Source organism: Achromobacter pulmonis, assembly GCF_002885955.2.
Lineage (GTDB): Bacteria > Pseudomonadota > Gammaproteobacteria > Burkholderiales > Burkholderiaceae_B > Achromobacter > Achromobacter pulmonis_A.
In genome coordinates this window covers 83,544-100,916 of the sequence record NZ_POQS01000003.1, presented here as the reverse complement: position 1 = coordinate 100,916, position 17,373 = coordinate 83,544, and the positions used below count along the sequence as shown (strand labels likewise).

Here is a 17,373-nt window from a genome sequence, read left to right as displayed (position 1 = left end):
CGCCTGCGTTCAGGCGGCCGAAAAGCGGACGATGCCGTCGGTTCCCAGTTCGCGCTCGAGCCTGCCCTCGAAGTACAGCGCATGCAGGTGCGCCAGCGCCTCGCCCATGGCGAAGGTCAGCTGGTGCAGGTCGAGCTTGCGCTTGAACAGCACGGGCACGATGTCCGAGGTGGACTGGGGCTGGCCGGCACAGGCCTCCAGCACTTCCGCCAGGCGGTCGCGATGGTGCTCGTGCTGCTGGGCGATGCGTTCGTGCAGGCCCTTGAAAGGGCGGCCGTGCGCCGGCAGCACCAGCGTGTCGCGCGGCAGGTCGGCGTAGCGGTCCAGCGAGCGCAGGTACAGCGGCAGCGGGTTGGCGTCGGGCTCGTAGTCGAACACGCTGACGTTGGTGGAAATGCGCGGCAGCACCATGTCGCCGGAAATCAGCACCGCCAGGTCCGGCGAGAACAGCGAGGCGTGTTCCGGCGCATGGCCGTAGCCGACGATCACGCGCCAGTCGCGCCCGCCAATGCGGACCTGGTCGCCGTGCATGAGGCGGGTGTAGCGCGCGGGCACCGACGGCACCAGGTTGGGGTAGTAATTGGCGCGCTGGCGGATCTGTTCCTGCGCGCCGGGATCGGTCAGTCCGTGGCGCGCGAAGTGATCGACCGCCGCCTGGCCGCCGGGGCCGGCGCCCGCGTCCGTGCGGCGCGAGGACCACAGCGAGGCCACCATGAAGTCGGTCATGGTCATCCACAGGCGCGCGTTCCAGCGCTCGCACAGCCAGTCGGCCAGGCCGACGTGGTCGGGGTGCATGTGGGTGACCAGCACCCGCAGCACGGGCAGGCCGTCGAGTTCGTTCTCGAAGACCTGCTCCCACAGGGTCTTGACCTCGTCGCGCGCGATGCCGCAATCGACGATGGTCCAGCCCTCGCGGCCGTCGATGTTGTCGCGCAACAGCCAGAGATTGATATGATCCAGCGCGAACGGCAAAGGCATGCGGATCCACTTGACGCCATCGGCCACCACATGCGCGCGGCCCGCTTCCGGCTGGAAGTCGGCCCAGGGGTACTGCAGTTTCTGCTCGTTGGGGTTCATCGCCTCTCTCGCTCCACGCTTGACGTTCCGGTCAAGTCATCATAATTTACGTTTACGTAAACTGCCACAGCTCGCATGTCCTCGTCAACCTGGACCATCTCCGAACTCGCACGCGAATTCGACGTCACGCCCCGCACGATCCGCTTCTATGAAGACCAGGGGATCGTCAGCCCGGCGCGCGAGGGGCGCAACCGCATCTTCGGCCCGCGCGACCGCACGCGGCTGAAGCTGGCCCTGCGCGGCAAGCGGCTGGGCCTGCAGCTGTCGGAGATCCTGACCCTGATCGACATGTACGACGGGCCCGGCGACACCGAGGTCCAGCTGCGCCAGTACCTCAGCGTACTCCAACAGCATCGCGCCACGCTGGAGCAGCAGCGCCGCGACATCGAGGACACCCTGCGGGAAATCGCGCAGCAGGAACGGCAATGCCGCGAGCTGCTGGCGCAGAAACCCTGAGACGCCGCGGCCGCGCGATCACTGCGCCTTGATGCCGCCAGCCTCGATGACGCGGGCGTTGTTGGCGTATTCCTCCTGCACCTGTTTGGCGAAGGCCGCGCCGGCGGCGGTGCCCGGCTGCAGGTAGGACTTGGCCAGCAGGTCCTTGAATTCCGCGCTGGCCACGGCCCTGGCCAGCGCCGCCTGCAGCGGCTGCGCCACGGCGGGCGGCAGGTTCGCCGGGGCGAACACGCCGAAGTTGGAGTAGTACTGCGCCTGCGGCAGCTTGAGCTCGGCCATGGTCGGCACCTCGGGCCAGGCCGCCAGGCGCTGCGGCGCCATCACGGCCAGCGGCTTGAGCGCGCCGCTGGCGACGTGCGGCAGCACCACGTCGCTATTGACCACCAGCAGCTCCACCACGCCGCCCAGGCCGTCGGTCAGCGCCTGGCTGTTGCCGCGGTAGGGCACGTGCAGCATTCTGGCGCCGGTCCCGGCCGTGACCGCCGCCATGCCGATGTGGGCCACGGTGCCCTGGCCCGGCGTGCCGTAGCGCACGCCATCGGGGTGCGCCCTGGCGTATTCGACCAGGCCGGCGAAGTCCCGCACCGGCAGCGCCTTGGTCGCGACGATGGCCACGGGCGCGACCGCCACGCTGGCCAGCGGCGTCAGGTCCTTCATCGGGTCGTAGTTGGTCTTGGACAGGTGCGGATAGATGGTCAGCGGGCTGGTGGAGGCCAGCAGCAGCGTGGCGCCGTCGGGCTGCGCGCGCGCCACGAAGTCGGTGCCCAGCGACGCGCCGGCGCCCGGCTTGTTCTCGACGATGACGGTGGCGTTGGCCTCTTTGCGCAGCACCTCGCCCAGGCGGCGCCCGATCGCGTCGGCGCTGCCGCCGGCGGTGTAGGGCACCACCAGCGTCACCGGCCTGGCCGGCCAGTCCTGCGCCAGCGCGCCGCCGGCCATGATCGCCAGGGCCGCCCCCGCGGCCCTCATCAGCAGAGTCTTCTTTTTCATATCGTCCTGTCGTGGATGTTGCGTGGAAGGGATGCGCTCAGGCCAGGTAGCGCTGGGCCAGGCGGATCCAGTAGGAGGCGCCGGCCGGAATCAGGGCGTCGTTGAAGTCGTAGCTGGCGTTGTGCAGCATGCACGGGCCCAGGCCGTGGCCGGCCATGCGATGCTCGCCGTCGCCGTTGCCCAGGAACACGTAGCAGCCGGGTTTCTCCTGCAGCAGGAAGGCGAAGTCCTCGGACGCCATGGCCGGCTCGATCACGCGCGCATGGTCCTCGCCCGCGACCTCGCGCATGACTTCCATGCAGAACTCGGTCTCGGCCGCCGTATTGACCAGGGCCGGGTAGCGGCGCTCGAAGAACACCTCGGCCTCGCAGCCGTGGGCCGCCGCGATACTGCCCGCGATCTCGTTCATGCGCCGCTCGATCAGGTCGACCACGCCGGTGCTGTAGGCGCGCACCGAGCCGCCCAGCCAGGCCGAATCCGGAATCACGTTGATGACGCTGCCGCCGGCCTGCACCTGCGTGATCGACAGCACCGCGGCGTCCAGCGGCCGCTTGCTGCGCGTCAGGATGGTCTGCAGCGACTGGCCGATGGCGAACAGCGCCGGCACCGGATCGCTGCAGTCCTGCGGCGCGGCGGCGTGGCCGCCCTTGCCGCGCACCGTGATCCTGAAGCCGTTGGCGGCCGCCATCATGGGGCCGGCGCAGACGCCGAAGGTGCCCGCCGGCAGGCCCGGCCAGTTGTGCATGCCGAACACCGCCTCGCAGGGGAAGCGCTCGAACAGGCCGTCCTGGATCATGGCGCGCCCGCCCGCGCCGCCTTCCTCGGCCGGCTGGAAGCACAGGTACACCGTGCCGTCGAAACCGCCTGCCGTCTGCAGGTGGCGCGCCGCGGCCAGCAGCATGGCGGTGTGGCCGTCGTGGCCGCAGCCGTGCATCTTGCCGTCATGGCGCGAGCGGTGCTCGAACNCAGGTGGCGCGCCGCGGCCAGCAGCATGGCGGTGTGGCCGTCGTGGCCGCAGCCGTGCATCTTGCCGTCATGGCGCGAGCGGTGCTCGAACTGGTTTTCTTCCTGCATGGGCAGCGCGTCCATGTCGGCGCGCAGCATAATGGCGCGCGCCGACGCGCCGCGCCGGATCACGCCGACCACGCCGGTCTTGGCGATGCCGGTATGCACCTCGATGCCCCAGCCGCGCAGCGTGTCCGCCACCACCTGGGCCGTGCGGTGCTCTTCGTAACAGAGCTCCGGATGGGCATGCAGATCGCGCCGCAGCGCCACGATTTCGTCCAGATGGGATAGTTCCAGCACAGCAACTCCGTCACAGTCATTTAGGTTTGAAAGACCTCTGGAATGGTACAGAGGGGCGCCCGCCGGCAAGAATCCGTTTCCCTAGGGATAACCCGTATCCAATTTACGTTTACGTAAACGTAATATTTGCACTGCATCATTGCCTGGCGACGGCCGATCGGCGCATGATGAGCCTCTCGGACAATTCGGCGGCGCCACCGGAGCGCCCATATAAAAGTAAGCACCTACTATCACGGAGAACGCGATGAATCTTCCCGGCCTGAACTTCGACCTGGGCGAAGATCTGGACATGCTGCGCGACGCGGTGCGCACTTTCGCGCAGGCCGAGATCGCGCCGCGCGCTGCAGAAATCGACCGCAACGACCAGTTCCCCATGGACCTCTGGCGCAAGTTCGGCGATCTCGGCGTGCTGGGCATGACGGCCGACGAGGAATACGGCGGCGCCAACCTGGGCTACCTGGCCCACATGGTCGTGATGGAGGAGATCTCCCGCGCCAGCGCCTCGGTCGGCCTGTCCTACGGCGCGCACTCCAACCTGTGCGTCAACCAGATCAACCGCAACGGCACGCCGGCCCAGAAGGCCAAGTACCTGCCCAAGCTGATCTCCGGCGAACACGTGGGCGCGCTGGCCATGAGCGAGCCGGGCGCCGGCTCCGACGTGGTCAGCATGAAACTGCGCGCCGACAAGAAGGGCGACCGCTACGTGCTCAACGGCAGCAAGATGTGGATCACCAACGGCCCCGACGCCGACACCCTGGTGGTCTACGCCAAGACCGATCCCGAGGCGCACCAGCGCGGCATCACCGCCTTCCTGGTGGAAAAGGGTTTCAAGGGCTTTTCCGTGGCGCAGAAGCTGGACAAGCTGGGCATGCGCGGCAGCCACACCGGCGAACTGGTGTTCCAGGACTGCGAAATCCCCGAGGAAAACGTGCTGGGCCAGGTCAACGGCGGCGTCAAGGTGCTGATGAGCGGCCTGGACTACGAGCGCGCCGTCCTGTCCGGCGGCCCGCTGGGCATCATGCAGGCCGTGATGGACGTGGTCGTGCCCTACATCCACGACCGCAAGCAGTTCGGCCAGGCCATCGGCGAATTCCAGCTGATCCAGGGCAAGGTCGCCGATCTCTACACCACGCTGCAGGCCAGCCGCGCCTTCTGCTACCAGGTCGGCAAGAACCTGGACAAGCTGGGTTCGGAACACGTGCGCCAGGTGCGCAAGGACTGCGCCGCGCTGATCCTGTACACGGCCGAGAAAGCCACCTGGATGGCCGGCGAAGGCGTGCAGATCCTGGGCGGCAACGGCTACATCAACGAGTATCCGGTGGGACGCCTGTGGCGCGACGCCAAGCTGTACGAGATCGGCGCCGGCACCAGCGAGATCCGCCGCATGCTGATCGGCCGCGAGCTGTTCAACGAAACCGCCTGAGCGCCCCGCCATGATCCGCATGTCCGACGTCCAGCACATCGAGCAGGCTCCCGCGCCGGGGCCCTCGCCGCTGGAGGTCGCGCAGCTGATCCTGGCGGGCTTCGACCGCCATTACGCGCTGTTCCGCTACAGCGCCCAGCGCGCCAAGGCGCTGTTCGAATCCGGCGACTGGCACGGCATCCAGCACCTGTCGCGCGAGCGCATCGAGTACTACGACATGCGGGTGCGCGAATGCGCCGCGCAGCTCGAAGGCGCGCTGCGCGGCCGTCCGGGCGGCGCCCATGCGTCCAATGGCTCCAATGGCGCCAACGGGGCGGACGCTCCCGCGCCGCTGGCGCCGGCGCAGACCGCGTTCTGGCAGCAGGTCAAGCACGAATACGTGAGCCTGCTGGGCGACCACCGCCAGCCCGAATGCGCCGAGACCTTCTTCAACTCGGTCTCGTGCCGCATCCTGCACCGCGACTATTTCCACAACAATTTCCTGTTCGTGCGCCCGGCCGTGGCCACCGACTACCTGGACAGCCGCAAGCCTTCGTACCGGGTGTACTACCCCGTGGCCGAAGGCCTGCAGGCCAGCCTGATCCGCATGGTGGCGGACTTCGGGCTGGCGCTGCCCTTCGAAGACCTGCCGCGCGACACGCGCCTGCTGGCGCGCGCGGCCGTCAGGCAGCTGCGCGCCCAGCTGCCGCGCCACGTGGGCCGGCGCATCGCCAGCGACTGCCAGGTCCATGCGCTGGGTTCGCTGTTCTTCCGCAACAAGGGCGCCTATATCGTCGGACGCCTGATCAACCAGTCAACGGTCTATCCGTTCGCCGTGGCGCTGATGCGCAATCCCGCCGGCCAGGTCCGGCTCGATGCGCTGCTGCTGGGCGCCGACGATCTCAGCACGCTGTTCAGCTTCACCCGCGCCTACTTCCTGGTCGACATGGAAACGCCGGCCGCGGTGGTGGATTTCCTGTCCAGCCTGCTGCCGCGCAAGCCCAAGGCCGAGCTCTACACCATGATCGGCCTGCAGAAGCAGGGCAAGACGCTGTTCTACCGCGATTTCCTGCACCACCTGGCCCACTCGCACGATGCGTTCGACATCGCGCCCGGCATCAAGGGCATGGTGATGTGCGTGTTCACGCTGCCGTCCTATCCCTACGTGTTCAAGCTCATCAAGGACCGCATCGACAAGGACGGCATGGACCACGCCACCGTGCGGCGCAAGTACCAGATGGTCAAGCTGCACGACCGCGTGGGCCGCATGGCCGACACCTGGGAGTATTCGCAGGTGGCGCTGCCGCGCAGCCGCTTCGCCCCGGCGCTGCTGGAGGAACTGCGCCGGCTGGTTCCCAGCCTGATCGAGGAATCGGGCGACACCGTGGTCATCCGCCACGTCTACATCGAACGGCGGATGACGCCGCTGAACCTGTACCTGCAGCAGGCCGGCGACGCGCTGCTGGAACCGGCGGTGCGCGAGTACGGCGACGCGATCCGGCAGCTGGCCGCGGCCAATATCTTCCCCGGCGACATGCTGTACAAGAACTTCGGCGTCACGCGCCTGGGCCGCGTGGTCTTCTATGACTACGACGAAATCCAGCGCATGACCGAAATGAATTTCCGACGCATCCCGCCCGCGCCCAACGAAGAGGCGGAAATGGCCTCGGAACCCTGGTACGCCATCGGCCCGAACGACGTTTTTCCGGAAGAATTCGGACGCTTCCTGCTGGGCGATGCGCGCGTGCGCGGCGCGTTCATGCGTCACCATGCCGACCTGCTGGAACCGGAATGGTGGCAGGCCTGCCGGGCCCATGTCGCGCAGGGCCGGATTGAAGAATTTTTCCCTTACGATACGGACAGACGCCTGCGTCCCGCCCGCCTTCAGGGCGCCGACGCGGCCTCGTAACCCGAGCTGTCCCGACCCTCACAGGAGCTAGTCATGTCAGATCCCATCGTCATCGTTTCCGTCGCCCGCACCCCCATGGGCGGCATGCTGGGCGCCTTGTCCGGCCTGGCCGCGCACGAACTGGGTTCGGTCGCCATCAAGGCCGCCGTCGAACGCGCGGGCATCAAGCCCGAACAGGTCGAAGAAGTCATCATGGGCAACGTGCTGCAGGCCGGCCAGGGCCAGGCGCCGGCGCGCCAGGCCGCGCTGGGCGCGGGCCTGCCCCTGGGCGTGTCTTGCACCACCATCCACAAGGTGTGCGGTTCGGGCCTGAAGGCCGCCATGTTCGGCCACGACCTGCTGGCCGCGGGCACCGCCAACGTGGTCGTCGCCGGCGGCCAGGAAAGCATGAGCAACGCGCCGTACCTGCTGCTCAAGGGCCGCCAGGGCTATCGCTACGGCCACAGCACCGTCTACGACCACATGGCCCTGGACGGCCTGGAAGACGCCTATGACAAGGGCAAGGCCATGGGCGTGTTCGCCGAAGACTGCGCGGCCAAGTATTCCTTCACCCGCGAGCAGCAGGACGCCTTCTCGCTGGAATCGCTGCGCCGCGCCCGCGCCGCGTCCGAGGACGGCAGCTTCAAGTGGGAAATCGCCCCCGTCACCGTCGCCGGCCGCAAGGGCGACACCGTCATCGACACCGACGAGGCGCCCGCCAAGGCCATGCCGGAGAAAATCCCCACGCTCAAGCCCGCCTTCAAGAAGGACGGCACCGTCACCGCCGCCAACTCGTCCTCGATCTCCGACGGCGCGGCCGCCATGGTGCTGATGCGCGCCTCCACCGCCGAGAAGCTCGGCGTCAAGCCGCTGGCCCGCATCGTGGCCCACAGCCAGCACTCGCAGGAACCCAACTGGTTCACCACCGCCCCGGTCGGCGCGCTGAAGAACCTGTTCGCCAAGACCGGCTGGAAGGCCGAGGACGTGGACCTGTACGAGATCAACGAAGCCTTCGCCGTGGTGACCATGGCCGCCATGGCCGACTTCAAGCTGCCGCATGAAAAGGTCAACGTCCACGGCGGCGCGACCGCCCTGGGCCACCCCATCGGCGCCTCGGGCGCGCGCCTGATGGCCACGCTGATCGGCGCGCTGCGCAAGACCGGCGGCAAGCGCGGCGTGGCCACGCTGTGCATCGGCGGCGGCGAAGCCGTGGCCATGGCCATCGAGATGGTCTGAAGCACCGCTACGGTCCGGAGCGCGCCGCGCTTCGGACCGTACCCCTCATCCGCCAAACCAACCGGGTAGCCCCCCTCATGCCCATCATCGAATCCCGCATCAATACGCGGTCGCAGGAATACACCGATAATGCGCGCGCCATGCAGGCGCAGCTGGACGACCTGAACCAGAAACTCGCGCAGACCGCGCTGGGCGGCAGCGAAGCCGCGCGCGCCAAGCACGTGGCGCGCGGCAAGCTGTTGCCGCGCGAGCGCGTCGAGCACCTGATCGATCCGGGCGCTCCGTTCCTGGAACTGTCGCCGATGGCGGCCCACGGCATGTACGGCGGCGACGCGCCGGGCGCCGGCGTCATCACCGGCATCGGCCGCGTGGCGGGCACGGAATGCGTGATCGTGTGCAACGACGCCACGGTCAAGGGCGGCACCTACTACCCCATGACGGTCAAGAAGCACCTGCGGGCGCAGGAAATCGCCGCGCAGAACCACCTGCCCTGCGTCTACCTGGTGGATTCGGGCGGCGCCAACCTGCCGCAGCAGGACGAGGTCTTCCCCGACCGCGAGCACTTCGGCCGCATCTTCTACAACCAGGCGCAGATGTCCTCGCAAGGCATCGCGCAGATCGCCGTGGTGATGGGCTCCTGCACCGCCGGCGGCGCCTACGTGCCCGCCATGAGCGACGAGTCCATCATCGTCAAGAACCAGGGCACCATCTTCCTGGGCGGCCCGCCGCTGGTGAAGGCCGCCACCGGCGAGGAAGTCAGCGCCGAGGATCTGGGCGGCGGCGACGTGCATACGCGCCTGTCCGGCGTGGCCGACCACCTGGCCGCCAACGACATGCACGCGCTGCAGCTGGCGCGCAACGCCGTGGCGCGCCTGAACCGCAAGAAACCCCAGCCGCTGGCCACCGCGCCGGTGCGCGAGCCGCGCTACGACCCGAGCGAGCTCAACGGCATCATTCCGGCCGACACGCGCAAGCCCTACGACGTGCGCGAAGTCATCGCGCGTATCGTCGACGGCTCCGAATTCGACGAATTCAAGGCGCGCTTCGGCCCCACGCTGGTCACCGGCTTCGCCCACATCCACGGCATGCCGGTGGGCATCGTCGCCAACAACGGCATCCTGTTCTCGGAGTCCGCGCAGAAGGGCGCGCACTTCATCGAGCTGTGCGCGCAGCGCAAGATTCCGCTGGTGTTCCTGCAGAACATCACCGGCTTCATGGTGGGCCGCAAGTATGAGAACGAAGGCATCGCCCGCCACGGCGCCAAGATGGTGACCGCGGTGGCCACCGCCGCCGTGCCCAAGTTCACCGTGCTGATCGGCGGCTCTTTCGGCGCCGGCAACTACGGCATGTGCGGCCGCGCCTATTCGCCGCGCATGCTGTTCATGTGGCCCAACGCCCGCATCTNTTTCGGCGCCGGCAACTACGGCATGTGCGGCCGCGCCTATTCGCCGCGCATGCTGTTCATGTGGCCCAACGCCCGCATCTCCGTCATGGGCGGCGAGCAGGCCGCCAGCGTGCTGGCCACGGTCAAGCGCGACGGCATCGAAGCCCGCGGCGGGCAATGGTCCGCCGAGGAAGAGGCCGCCTTCAAGGCCCCCATCCGCGAACAATACGAGCATGAAGGGCATCCGTACTACGCCACCGCGCGCCTGTGGGACGACGGCATCATCGCGCCCGCCGACACCCGCCGCGTGCTGGGCCTGGCCTTGTCGGCGGCGCTGAACGCGCCCATCGAAGACACCCGGTTCGGCGTATTCCGCATGTAGGTCGGCGCTGCCGCACTCCAAGAACACTTCAGCCCGGATCACATCCATGTTCGATACTCTGCTGATTGCCAACCGCGGCGAAATCGCCTGCCGCGTGGCCGCCACCGCCCGCCGCATGGGCATCCGCACGGTCGCCGTGTATTCCGACGCCGACGCCAGCGCGCGCCACGTCGCCGCCTGCGACCGGGCCGTGCATATCGGCGGCGCCGAGCCGCGCGCCAGCTACCTGCGCGCCGACGCCATCCTGCAGGCCGCGCGCGACACCGGCGCCCAGGCCATCCACCCCGGCTACGGCTTTCTCTCCGAAAACGAAGACTTCGCGCAGGCCGCCGCCGCGGCCGGCATCGCCTTCGTCGGTCCGCCCGCCTCCGCCATCGCCGCCATGGGCAGCAAATCGGCCGCCAAGGCCCTGATGGAAAAGGCCGGCGTGCCGCTGGTGCCGGGCTACCACGGCGAGAACCAGGACCCGCAGTTCCTCAAGACGCAGGCCGACGCCATCGGCTATCCGGTGCTGATCAAGGCCAGCGCCGGCGGCGGCGGCAAGGGCATGCGCGTGGTCGAATCCTCCGGCGCCTTCCTCGACGCGCTCGCCTCGTGCCAGCGCGAAGCCGCCTCCAGCTTCGGCGACGACCGCGTGCTGATCGAGCGCTACCTGCAAAAGCCGCGCCACATCGAAATCCAGGTCTTCGCCGACACGCACGGCAACTGCGTCTACCTGTTCGAGCGCGACTGTTCGGTGCAGCGCCGCCACCAGAAAGTCATCGAGGAAGCCCCGGCGCCCGGCATGACCGAAGAACGCCGCCGCGCCATGGGCGACGCCGCCGTGGCCGCCGCGCGCGCCGTGGGCTACGTCGGCGCCGGCACGGTGGAATTCATCGCCGAACCGGACGGCCGCTTCTACTTCATGGAAATGAACACGCGCCTGCAGGTCGAGCACCCGGTCACCGAAATGATCACGGGCCACGACCTGGTGGAGTGGCAGCTGCGCGTGGCCGCCGGCCAGCCGCTGCCGGCGCGCCAGGAAGACCTGCGCATCGACGGCCACGCCATCGAGGCCCGCATCTACGCCGAGAACCCCGAGAAGGGCTTCCTGCCTTCCATCGGCACGCTGGCCTACCTGGGCCTGCCGGCCCACACCGCATTCGCCAACGGCGACATCCGCGTCGACGGCGGCGTGCGCATGGGCGACACGATCACGCCTTACTACGACCCGATGATCGCCAAGCTCATCGTGCACGGCGCCGACCGCGACCAGGCCCGCGCCCGCATGCTGCAGGCCCTGGCGCAGACCCAGGCCGTGGGCGTGCAGACCAACGTGGCGTTCCTGTCGCGGCTGATGCAGGACAGCGCCTTCGCCGCCGCCGACCTGGACACCGGCCTCATCGAACGCCAGCGCGCCACGCTGCTGCCCGAACCGCAACCGGCCGGCCCGGCCGTGCTGGCCCTGGCCAGCGCCGCGCTGCTGGTGCGCCAGGGACTGGGCGCGCCGGCCAGGACCGCCACCGATCCCTGGGACGCGCGCGACGGCTGGCGACTGGGCGGGCGCTACCACCGCGAGCTGCAATGGGTGGACAACGGCGAAACGCGCAAGGCGCTCATCGCGCGCGACGGCGCGGCCTGGACGCTGGACTGCGGCGACGGCCCGCAGGCCTTCCAGTGGCGCGCCCACGCCAGCGCCAATCCCAACCTGGCCTATGGCCTGCGCATCACGCTGGGCGGCCATGAAAGCGCCGGCACCGTGGTCCTGCACGCCGACCGCGCCCACGTTTTCACCGACGCCGGCTCGCACGCGCTGGAACGCTACGATCCGCTGGCGCATTCGCAGGATACCCAGGGCGAACACGGCGGCGGCCTGACCGCGCCCATGCCGGGCAAGATCATCTCGATCTCGGTGCAGGCCGGCGACACCGTCGAGAAGGGCCAGCCCCTGCTGGTCATGGAAGCCATGAAGATGGAACACACCATCTCCGCCCCGGCCAATGGCAAGGTCGCGGAAGTGTTCTACGCGGTCGGCGACCAGGTGGCCGAAGGCGCGGAACTGGTGGCGATCGGGGAATAGTCCGGCGCCATCGCGGGAAATGGATCGGGGCGGCCCACGGGCCGCCCCGATCCGTTTACGCAACGGACGACGCCTCTGCTATTAGTTTCCCGTCAGCGACTTGTCCCTAGAATGCCTGTTTCCCCGTGCGCCCCGTCCGCTTCCCGATGCCCGCTCCCGACGCCCCCAGCCCCTTGTCCCGCCCCGCGTTCCTGCATTTCCTGTGCGCCCGCGTGGGCGCCTCGCTGGCCTTCCAGATCGTATCCGTGGCGGTGGGCTGGCAGGTCTATGAACTGTCCGGCAGCGCGCTGGACCTGGGGCTGATCGGGCTGGCGCAGTTCCTGCCCATGGCCGCGCTGACGCTGGTGGTCGGCCACGTGGCCGACCGCTACGACCGGCGCAAGATCGTGGCGATCTGCATGGCGGTCGAGGCGCTGGCCACGCTGACCCTGGCCGCGGCCGCGCTGCACGGCCTGGGCGGGCGGCCGCTGATCTACGCGACCCTCATCGTCATGAGCTCGGCGCGCGCCTTCGAGGCGCCCACGCTCACCACGCTGATTCCCGCCATCGTGCCGCGCCAGTGGCTGCCGCGCGCCACCGCGCTGTCGTCCTCGGGCGGACAGATCGCGCAGATCGCCGGGCCGGCGCTGGGCGGCGTGGGCTACGGCCTGGGCGCGGGCTGGATCTATTGCGTGGCCGCCGCGCTGTACCTGGCGGCCTTCGCCTCCATCGCCAGCATGGCCGTGGACCGCGCGCCGCCGCGCAAGGAACCGACCACCTGGCGCACCCTGTTCGCCGGCATCACCTTCATCTTCCAGCGCCGGCTGCTGCTGGGCACCTTGTCGCTGGACCTCTTCGCCGTGCTGCTGGGCGGGGCCACCGCGCTGCTTCCCATCTTCGCCAAGGACATCCTGCAGGCCGGTCCCTGGGCGCTGGGCGCGCTGCGCGCCGCGCCGGCCTGCGGCGCCATGCTCATGTCCCTGACGCTGGCGCGGCTGAGCCTGGGCGAGCACGTGGGCCGCCTGCTGTTCGGCGCGCTCATCCTGTTCGGCCTGGCCACCACCGTCTTCGGGCTATCCACTTCGATCCCGCTGTCGGTGGGCGCGCTGGCGGTGCTGGGCGCGGCCGACGCCATCAGCGTGGTGGTGCGCTCCTCGCTGGTGCAGCTCAACACGCCCGACCACATGCTGGGCCGGGTCAGCGCGGTGAACACGCTGTTCGTCAGCGCCTCCAACCAGCTCGGCGAATTCGAGTCCGGCATGCTGGCCGCACTGGTCGGCGCCGTGCCGGCCGTGGTGATCGGCGGCGTCGGCACCGTGGCGGTGGCGGGGCTGTGGATGTGGTGGTTCCCGGAACTGCGCAAGCTGCGCTCGCTGGCGCCGGCATGACGCCGCCGCCGGTTCAATCGCCGCCCGCCTGCGCCGGCGCCGCGGCGGGCGCGGGGGCCTGCGCGGTCAGGCGCGCGAACAGCACGAAGCTGAGCGCCACCGCCGCCAGGTTGTAGAGCGTGGCCCAGGCCAGCGCATGGCCGTAGCGCTGCGCGCGCGCCGCCTCCGACAGGTCGGCCGCCCCCAGCGCGGCGTACAGCAGCACGCCGACCACCGCCACGCCCACGGTGGTGCCGGTCAGCTGCATGGTCGACGAAATGCCCGAGCCCATGCCCGCGTCTTCCGTGCGCACCGTGCCCAGCACGGCGTTGAGCGCCAGCGGGATCACGATGCCCTGGCCGGCGCCGTTCAACACCAGCGCCGCCACGATCAGCCTCATGTTGGCCACGTCCAGGATCGCACCGGCCGCCGAAAGCGCGATGCCGGCGCCGAACACCAGCACGCCCAGCAACAGCGCGCGGCGGCCCAGCCAGCGCGCAAGCCGCGGGCCGCTGACCGAGGCGGCGAAGAACGCCATCGCCGACGGCGTGAACACCGCGCCCGCGGCCAGCGGGCTCAGTTCCAGCCCGAACTGCAGCAGCATGGTCAGCGACAGGAAGAACGAACTGATCGCGGAAAAGAACAGGAACACGGCGCTCACGCCGGCCACGAAGCGGCGGTTGGCGAACAGGGCCATCTCGATCAGCGGCACGCCGCCGCGGCCGGACAAGGCCAGCTCATGGCGCACGAAAACCGCCAGCACCGGCGCGGCGGCCGCCGGACCGGCGTAGGACCACCACGGCCAGCCGTGCTCGTGGCCCAGCATGATGGGCACCAGCAGCAGGAACAGGCCCAGCGCCGCCAGCAGCGCGCCGGCCACGTCCAGCCGGTTCGAGACGGGCGCGCGCGTCTCGCGGATGCAGAGGCGGGCGGCCAGCATCGCGGCCAGCCCGATGGGCAGATTGATGAGGAAGATGGTGCGCCAGCCCAGGCCGGCATAGTCCTGCTCGATCAGGAAGCCCCCCGCCAGTTGCGAGATGGTCGCCGCCACGCCCTGCACCGCGCCCATCGCGCCGAAGGCCCGTGCGCGGCTGGCGCCGTCGAACATGACGCGGATGGAAGCCAGCACCTGCGGCATCAGCAGGGCGGCCGCGGCGCCCTGGACCACGCGCGCGCCAATTAGAATCCCGGGACCGGGGGCCAGTCCGCAGATCAGCGACGAGGCCGTGAACAGGCCCATCCCCCACAGGAAAATGCGGCGCCGGCCGTACAGGTCGCCCAGCCGCGCGCCGATCACCAGCAGCACGGCCAGCGCGGCGTCGTACGCGACGATGACCAGGTGCACCTGCGAGAAACTCGCGCCCAGCCGCGTCTGCAGGCTGGGCAGCGATACATTGACGATGAAGAGGTCGAGAATGATGAGGAAATTCGCCGAAAGCAGGGCGGCCAGGGCGAACCAGCGGTTCGCGCCGGGTGTCGGAGTATCGGTCATGTCGTTGGCCCGAAAAGGATGAAGTATTAATATACTTACGACCGTATATTAAATTGAAGCATCGCATGGTGACAAGCGAGGACGGACTCATGGTTGAAACGGATCGCCGCCGCATCCGGGGCGAAAAAGCGCGCGCCGGCGTGCTGGCCCATTCGGCGCGCATCGCCTCGGTCGAAGGGCTGGAAGGCCTGACTTTCGGCCGCCTGGCCACGGAGGCCGGCGTGGCCAAGGGCAACATCCAGGTGCTGTTCGGCGACAAGGAAGCGCTGCAGCTCGCCACGCTGGAAAGCGCGGTGGACCTGTACCGCGACGCCGTGGTGGCGCCGGCCATGGCGCTGGCCAGTCCCGGCGAACGGCTGCGCGCGCTGGTCACGGGCTGGTTCCAGTTCGTGCAAGACCGCAGCCTGCCCGGCGGCTGCTTTCTTACCGCGGCCAGCAGCGAATACCGCGGCCGGCCCGGCGCGATCCGCGACCGCGTGCGCCAGCACCGGGACGAGGCGCGGCAGCGCTTCGAGACCCTGGCGCGCGAAGCCGTCGCCGCGCAAGAACTGCCGGCCGCCACCGACCCCGCCAGGCTGGCGTTCGACCTGCTGGCCTACCAGGCCATCGCCAACGTCGCCGCGGCCATGGGCGACGACGCCCAGTTCGCGATGGCGCGCGCGCGTTCGCTGGAAAGCATCGCCGCCGCATGACGGCGGGCGCGGCAAGCGCCCGCCATCCGCCGCCCCGCATTGCGCAAAGTTGATACAATAGGAATCATTATCATTCCATTCAACTCATGGCGATGCGCCCGGACCGCCGGCCGCACGGCGGACGGGGACTCAGGGGCATCATGGGGGAGCGTTTCTTCGGCGTCATCGCCGAGGCGTACAAGGCCTGGAACGCGGAGCTGGTCGGTTTCCTGAACCGCCAGCTCAAGCGCTCGCCCGAAGCCGCCCAGGACCTGGCGCAGGAAACCTTTGCCAAATGGCTGGCCGCCGGCAACGGCGCCGAACCGCCGGCCCAGCCCCGCGCCTACCTGTACGAAATCGCCCGCAACCTGCTGCGCGACCACTGGCGCCGCGAGAACGTGCGCGGCGCGCACCTGGCGGCCAGCCTGGACGATCGCGAGTTCGAGCCCGGCGCGGACAGCCTCGCCGCCGATCCCGCCAGCCAGCCCGAGGCGCGTGCCGACGTGAACCAGCGCCTGCGCCGCCTGCAGGCCGCCATCGACGCCATGCCCGCGCGCCAGCGCGAGGCCTTCCTGCTTTATCGGTATGATGAATTGCGTTGCGAGGAGATCGCCCGCCGCATGGGCATTTCGGTGCGGGCGGTGGAAAAGCACCTGCAACTGGCGTTGGCGCACTGCAAGCGCCACGTCCACGGCGAAGCATCATGATCCGGTCCCGTTCCCTGTCCGCTGTCGAAGAGGCCGCGAGCGCATGGTTCATGCGCCGCCGCGAACGCGCGTCCGATCCGCAGGCCGAACAGTCGTTTCAGGCCTGGCTGGCCGAATCGCCGCAACACCGCCGCGAATACGACCGCCTGGCGCAGGTCTGGGAAGACATGGCGGCCTTGCCGCGCCCGGCCGCCGCGCGGGCCGGCATGTCGCGGCCGGCCCGCCGGCCCGCGCTGCTGCGCTGGAGCGGGGCGCTGGCCGCCCTGCTGCTGGCGGCGGGCCTAGCCTACCAGTACCTGCCCGTGAACTATGAATCGGTGGCCAATGCGTCCACCCGGACCCGCAGCCTGGTGCTGGCCGACGGCACCCGCGTCCATGCCAACGTGGGCACCCGCGTCAGCGTGCGCTACACGCTGGCGCAGCGCCGCATCGACATCGAAGGCGGCGAGGTCTACATCGACGCCGCGCCCGACCGGCGCCCGCTGGTGGTCCAGGCGGGCGGCGCCGAACTGCGCGACATCGGCACCGAATTCAACGTGCTGCTGCTGCCCGACATGCTGCAGGTGGGCGTGCGCAGCGGCCAGGTAATGCTGGCCGCCGAGGGCGCGGACGAGCACAGGCAGCACACGCTGCGGGCCGGCGACAGCGTGCTGCTGGCGCGCGCCGACGGCCGGCTGCTGGACCGCCAGCGCGTGGCCGCCGGCGAAATCGGCGCCTGGCAGAACGGCGTGGCGGTGGTGCATGACGCGACCCTGCAGCAGCTGGCCGGCTACCTGGCGCTGTACCGCGGCGCCCCGGTGCGCTTCGCCGACGAGCGCGCGCGCGGCCTGCGCCTGTCCGGCACGCTGGACCTGCGCCAGCCCGACGCCTTGCTGGACACGCTGCCCGGCCTGTTGCCCGTCACGCTCGACCGCCGGCCCGACGGCTCGGCGGTCATCGCCAGCCGCTGAAACCCGCGTCCGGATAATTGAGAATTAT

General features: G+C 69.5%; 13 protein-coding genes and 1 pseudogene. 10 read left to right on the top strand and 4 right to left on the bottom strand.

The genetic code is table 11. From position 1 onward, the window contains the following. Nucleotides 1–9: 9 nt before the first annotated feature. Nucleotides 10–1,077 carry an MBL fold metallo-hydrolase gene (locus tag C1I89_RS11725; protein ID WP_102772961.1) on the bottom strand — a complete coding sequence of 356 codons (1,068 nt, stop codon included), beginning with the start codon at nucleotides 1,075–1,077 and terminating at the stop codon, nucleotides 10–12. A 75-nt stretch (nucleotides 1,078–1,152) separates the two neighbouring features. On the opposite strand from C1I89_RS11725, the gene C1I89_RS11720 reads away from it, so the two are divergent. Further along, nucleotides 1,153–1,533 carry a MerR family transcriptional regulator gene (locus tag C1I89_RS11720; protein WP_102772960.1) on the top strand — a complete coding sequence of 127 codons (381 nt, stop codon included), beginning with the start codon at nucleotides 1,153–1,155 and terminating at the stop codon, nucleotides 1,531–1,533. Between the two features lie 18 nt (nucleotides 1,534–1,551). Here C1I89_RS11720 and C1I89_RS11715 read toward each other — a convergent pair whose 3' ends face one another. Beyond that, complete coding sequence (locus C1I89_RS11715; RefSeq protein WP_102772959.1) at nucleotides 1,552–2,523, bottom strand: Bug family tripartite tricarboxylate transporter substrate binding protein; 972 nt, start codon at nucleotides 2,521–2,523, stop codon at nucleotides 1,552–1,554. A gap of 37 nt (nucleotides 2,524–2,560) precedes the next feature. Further along, nucleotides 2,561–3,828 (bottom strand): annotated as a pseudogene (locus C1I89_RS11710) (M20 aminoacylase family protein). Nucleotides 3,829–4,072: 244 nt separating this feature from the next. Between C1I89_RS11710 and C1I89_RS11705 the strand changes: the two are divergent. From C1I89_RS11705 to C1I89_RS11680, 6 genes are all read left to right on the top strand, one after another. After that, nucleotides 4,073–5,251 carry an isovaleryl-CoA dehydrogenase gene (locus C1I89_RS11705; RefSeq protein WP_102772958.1) on the top strand — a complete coding sequence of 393 codons (1,179 nt, stop codon included), beginning with the start codon at nucleotides 4,073–4,075 and terminating at the stop codon, nucleotides 5,249–5,251. A 10-nt stretch (nucleotides 5,252–5,261) separates the two neighbouring features. After that, nucleotides 5,262–7,139 (top strand): bifunctional isocitrate dehydrogenase kinase/phosphatase, encoded by a 1,878-nt coding sequence (gene aceK / locus C1I89_RS11700; protein ID WP_102772957.1) that lies wholly within the window; start codon nucleotides 5,262–5,264, stop codon nucleotides 7,137–7,139. Between the two features lie 33 nt (nucleotides 7,140–7,172). Further along, complete coding sequence (locus C1I89_RS11695; RefSeq protein WP_102772956.1) at nucleotides 7,173–8,354, top strand: acetyl-CoA C-acetyltransferase; 1,182 nt, start codon at nucleotides 7,173–7,175, stop codon at nucleotides 8,352–8,354. Nucleotides 8,355–8,431: 77 nt separating this feature from the next. After that, nucleotides 8,432–10,120, top strand: coding sequence for a carboxyl transferase domain-containing protein (locus C1I89_RS11690; RefSeq protein ID WP_102772955.1), 1,689 nt, complete (start codon nucleotides 8,432–8,434; stop codon nucleotides 10,118–10,120). A 46-nt stretch (nucleotides 10,121–10,166) separates the two neighbouring features. Next, a complete protein-coding gene (locus C1I89_RS35580; RefSeq protein ID WP_102772954.1) occupies nucleotides 10,167–12,179 on the top strand; it encodes an acetyl/propionyl/methylcrotonyl-CoA carboxylase subunit alpha in 2,013 nt (670 codons plus the stop codon). 146 nt (nucleotides 12,180–12,325) lie between these two features. After that, nucleotides 12,326–13,546, top strand: a complete 1,221-nt coding sequence (locus tag C1I89_RS11680; RefSeq protein ID WP_102772953.1) for an MFS transporter — start codon at nucleotides 12,326–12,328, stop codon at nucleotides 13,544–13,546. A 13-nt stretch (nucleotides 13,547–13,559) separates the two neighbouring features. On the opposite strand, the gene C1I89_RS11675 is transcribed toward C1I89_RS11680, so the two are convergent. Beyond that, on the bottom strand, nucleotides 13,560–15,017 hold the full coding sequence (locus tag C1I89_RS11675; protein ID WP_102772952.1) for an MFS transporter: 1,458 nt from the start codon (nucleotides 15,015–15,017) through the stop codon (nucleotides 13,560–13,562). Nucleotides 15,018–15,106: 89 nt separating this feature from the next. Here C1I89_RS11675 and C1I89_RS11670 point away from each other — a divergent pair, with 89 nt between their 5' ends. The 3 genes from C1I89_RS11670 to C1I89_RS11660 all read left to right on the top strand — a co-directional run bounded on the left by C1I89_RS11670 (nucleotide 15,107) and on the right by C1I89_RS11660 (nucleotide 17,345). Further along, the gene (locus C1I89_RS11670; protein ID WP_102773511.1) at nucleotides 15,107–15,709 is read left to right on the top strand and encodes a TetR/AcrR family transcriptional regulator; all 603 of its coding nucleotides are present in this window, start codon (nucleotides 15,107–15,109) and stop codon (nucleotides 15,707–15,709) included. A 140-nt stretch (nucleotides 15,710–15,849) separates the two neighbouring features. Beyond that, nucleotides 15,850–16,395, top strand: a complete 546-nt coding sequence (locus tag C1I89_RS11665) for an RNA polymerase sigma factor (protein ID WP_102773510.1) — start codon at nucleotides 15,850–15,852, stop codon at nucleotides 16,393–16,395. Further along, the gene (locus C1I89_RS11660; protein ID WP_102772951.1) at nucleotides 16,392–17,345 is read left to right on the top strand and encodes a FecR family protein; all 954 of its coding nucleotides are present in this window, start codon (nucleotides 16,392–16,394) and stop codon (nucleotides 17,343–17,345) included. The genes C1I89_RS11665 and C1I89_RS11660 overlap by 4 nt, the downstream gene beginning before the upstream one ends. Nucleotides 17,346–17,373: the final 28 nt, after the last annotated feature.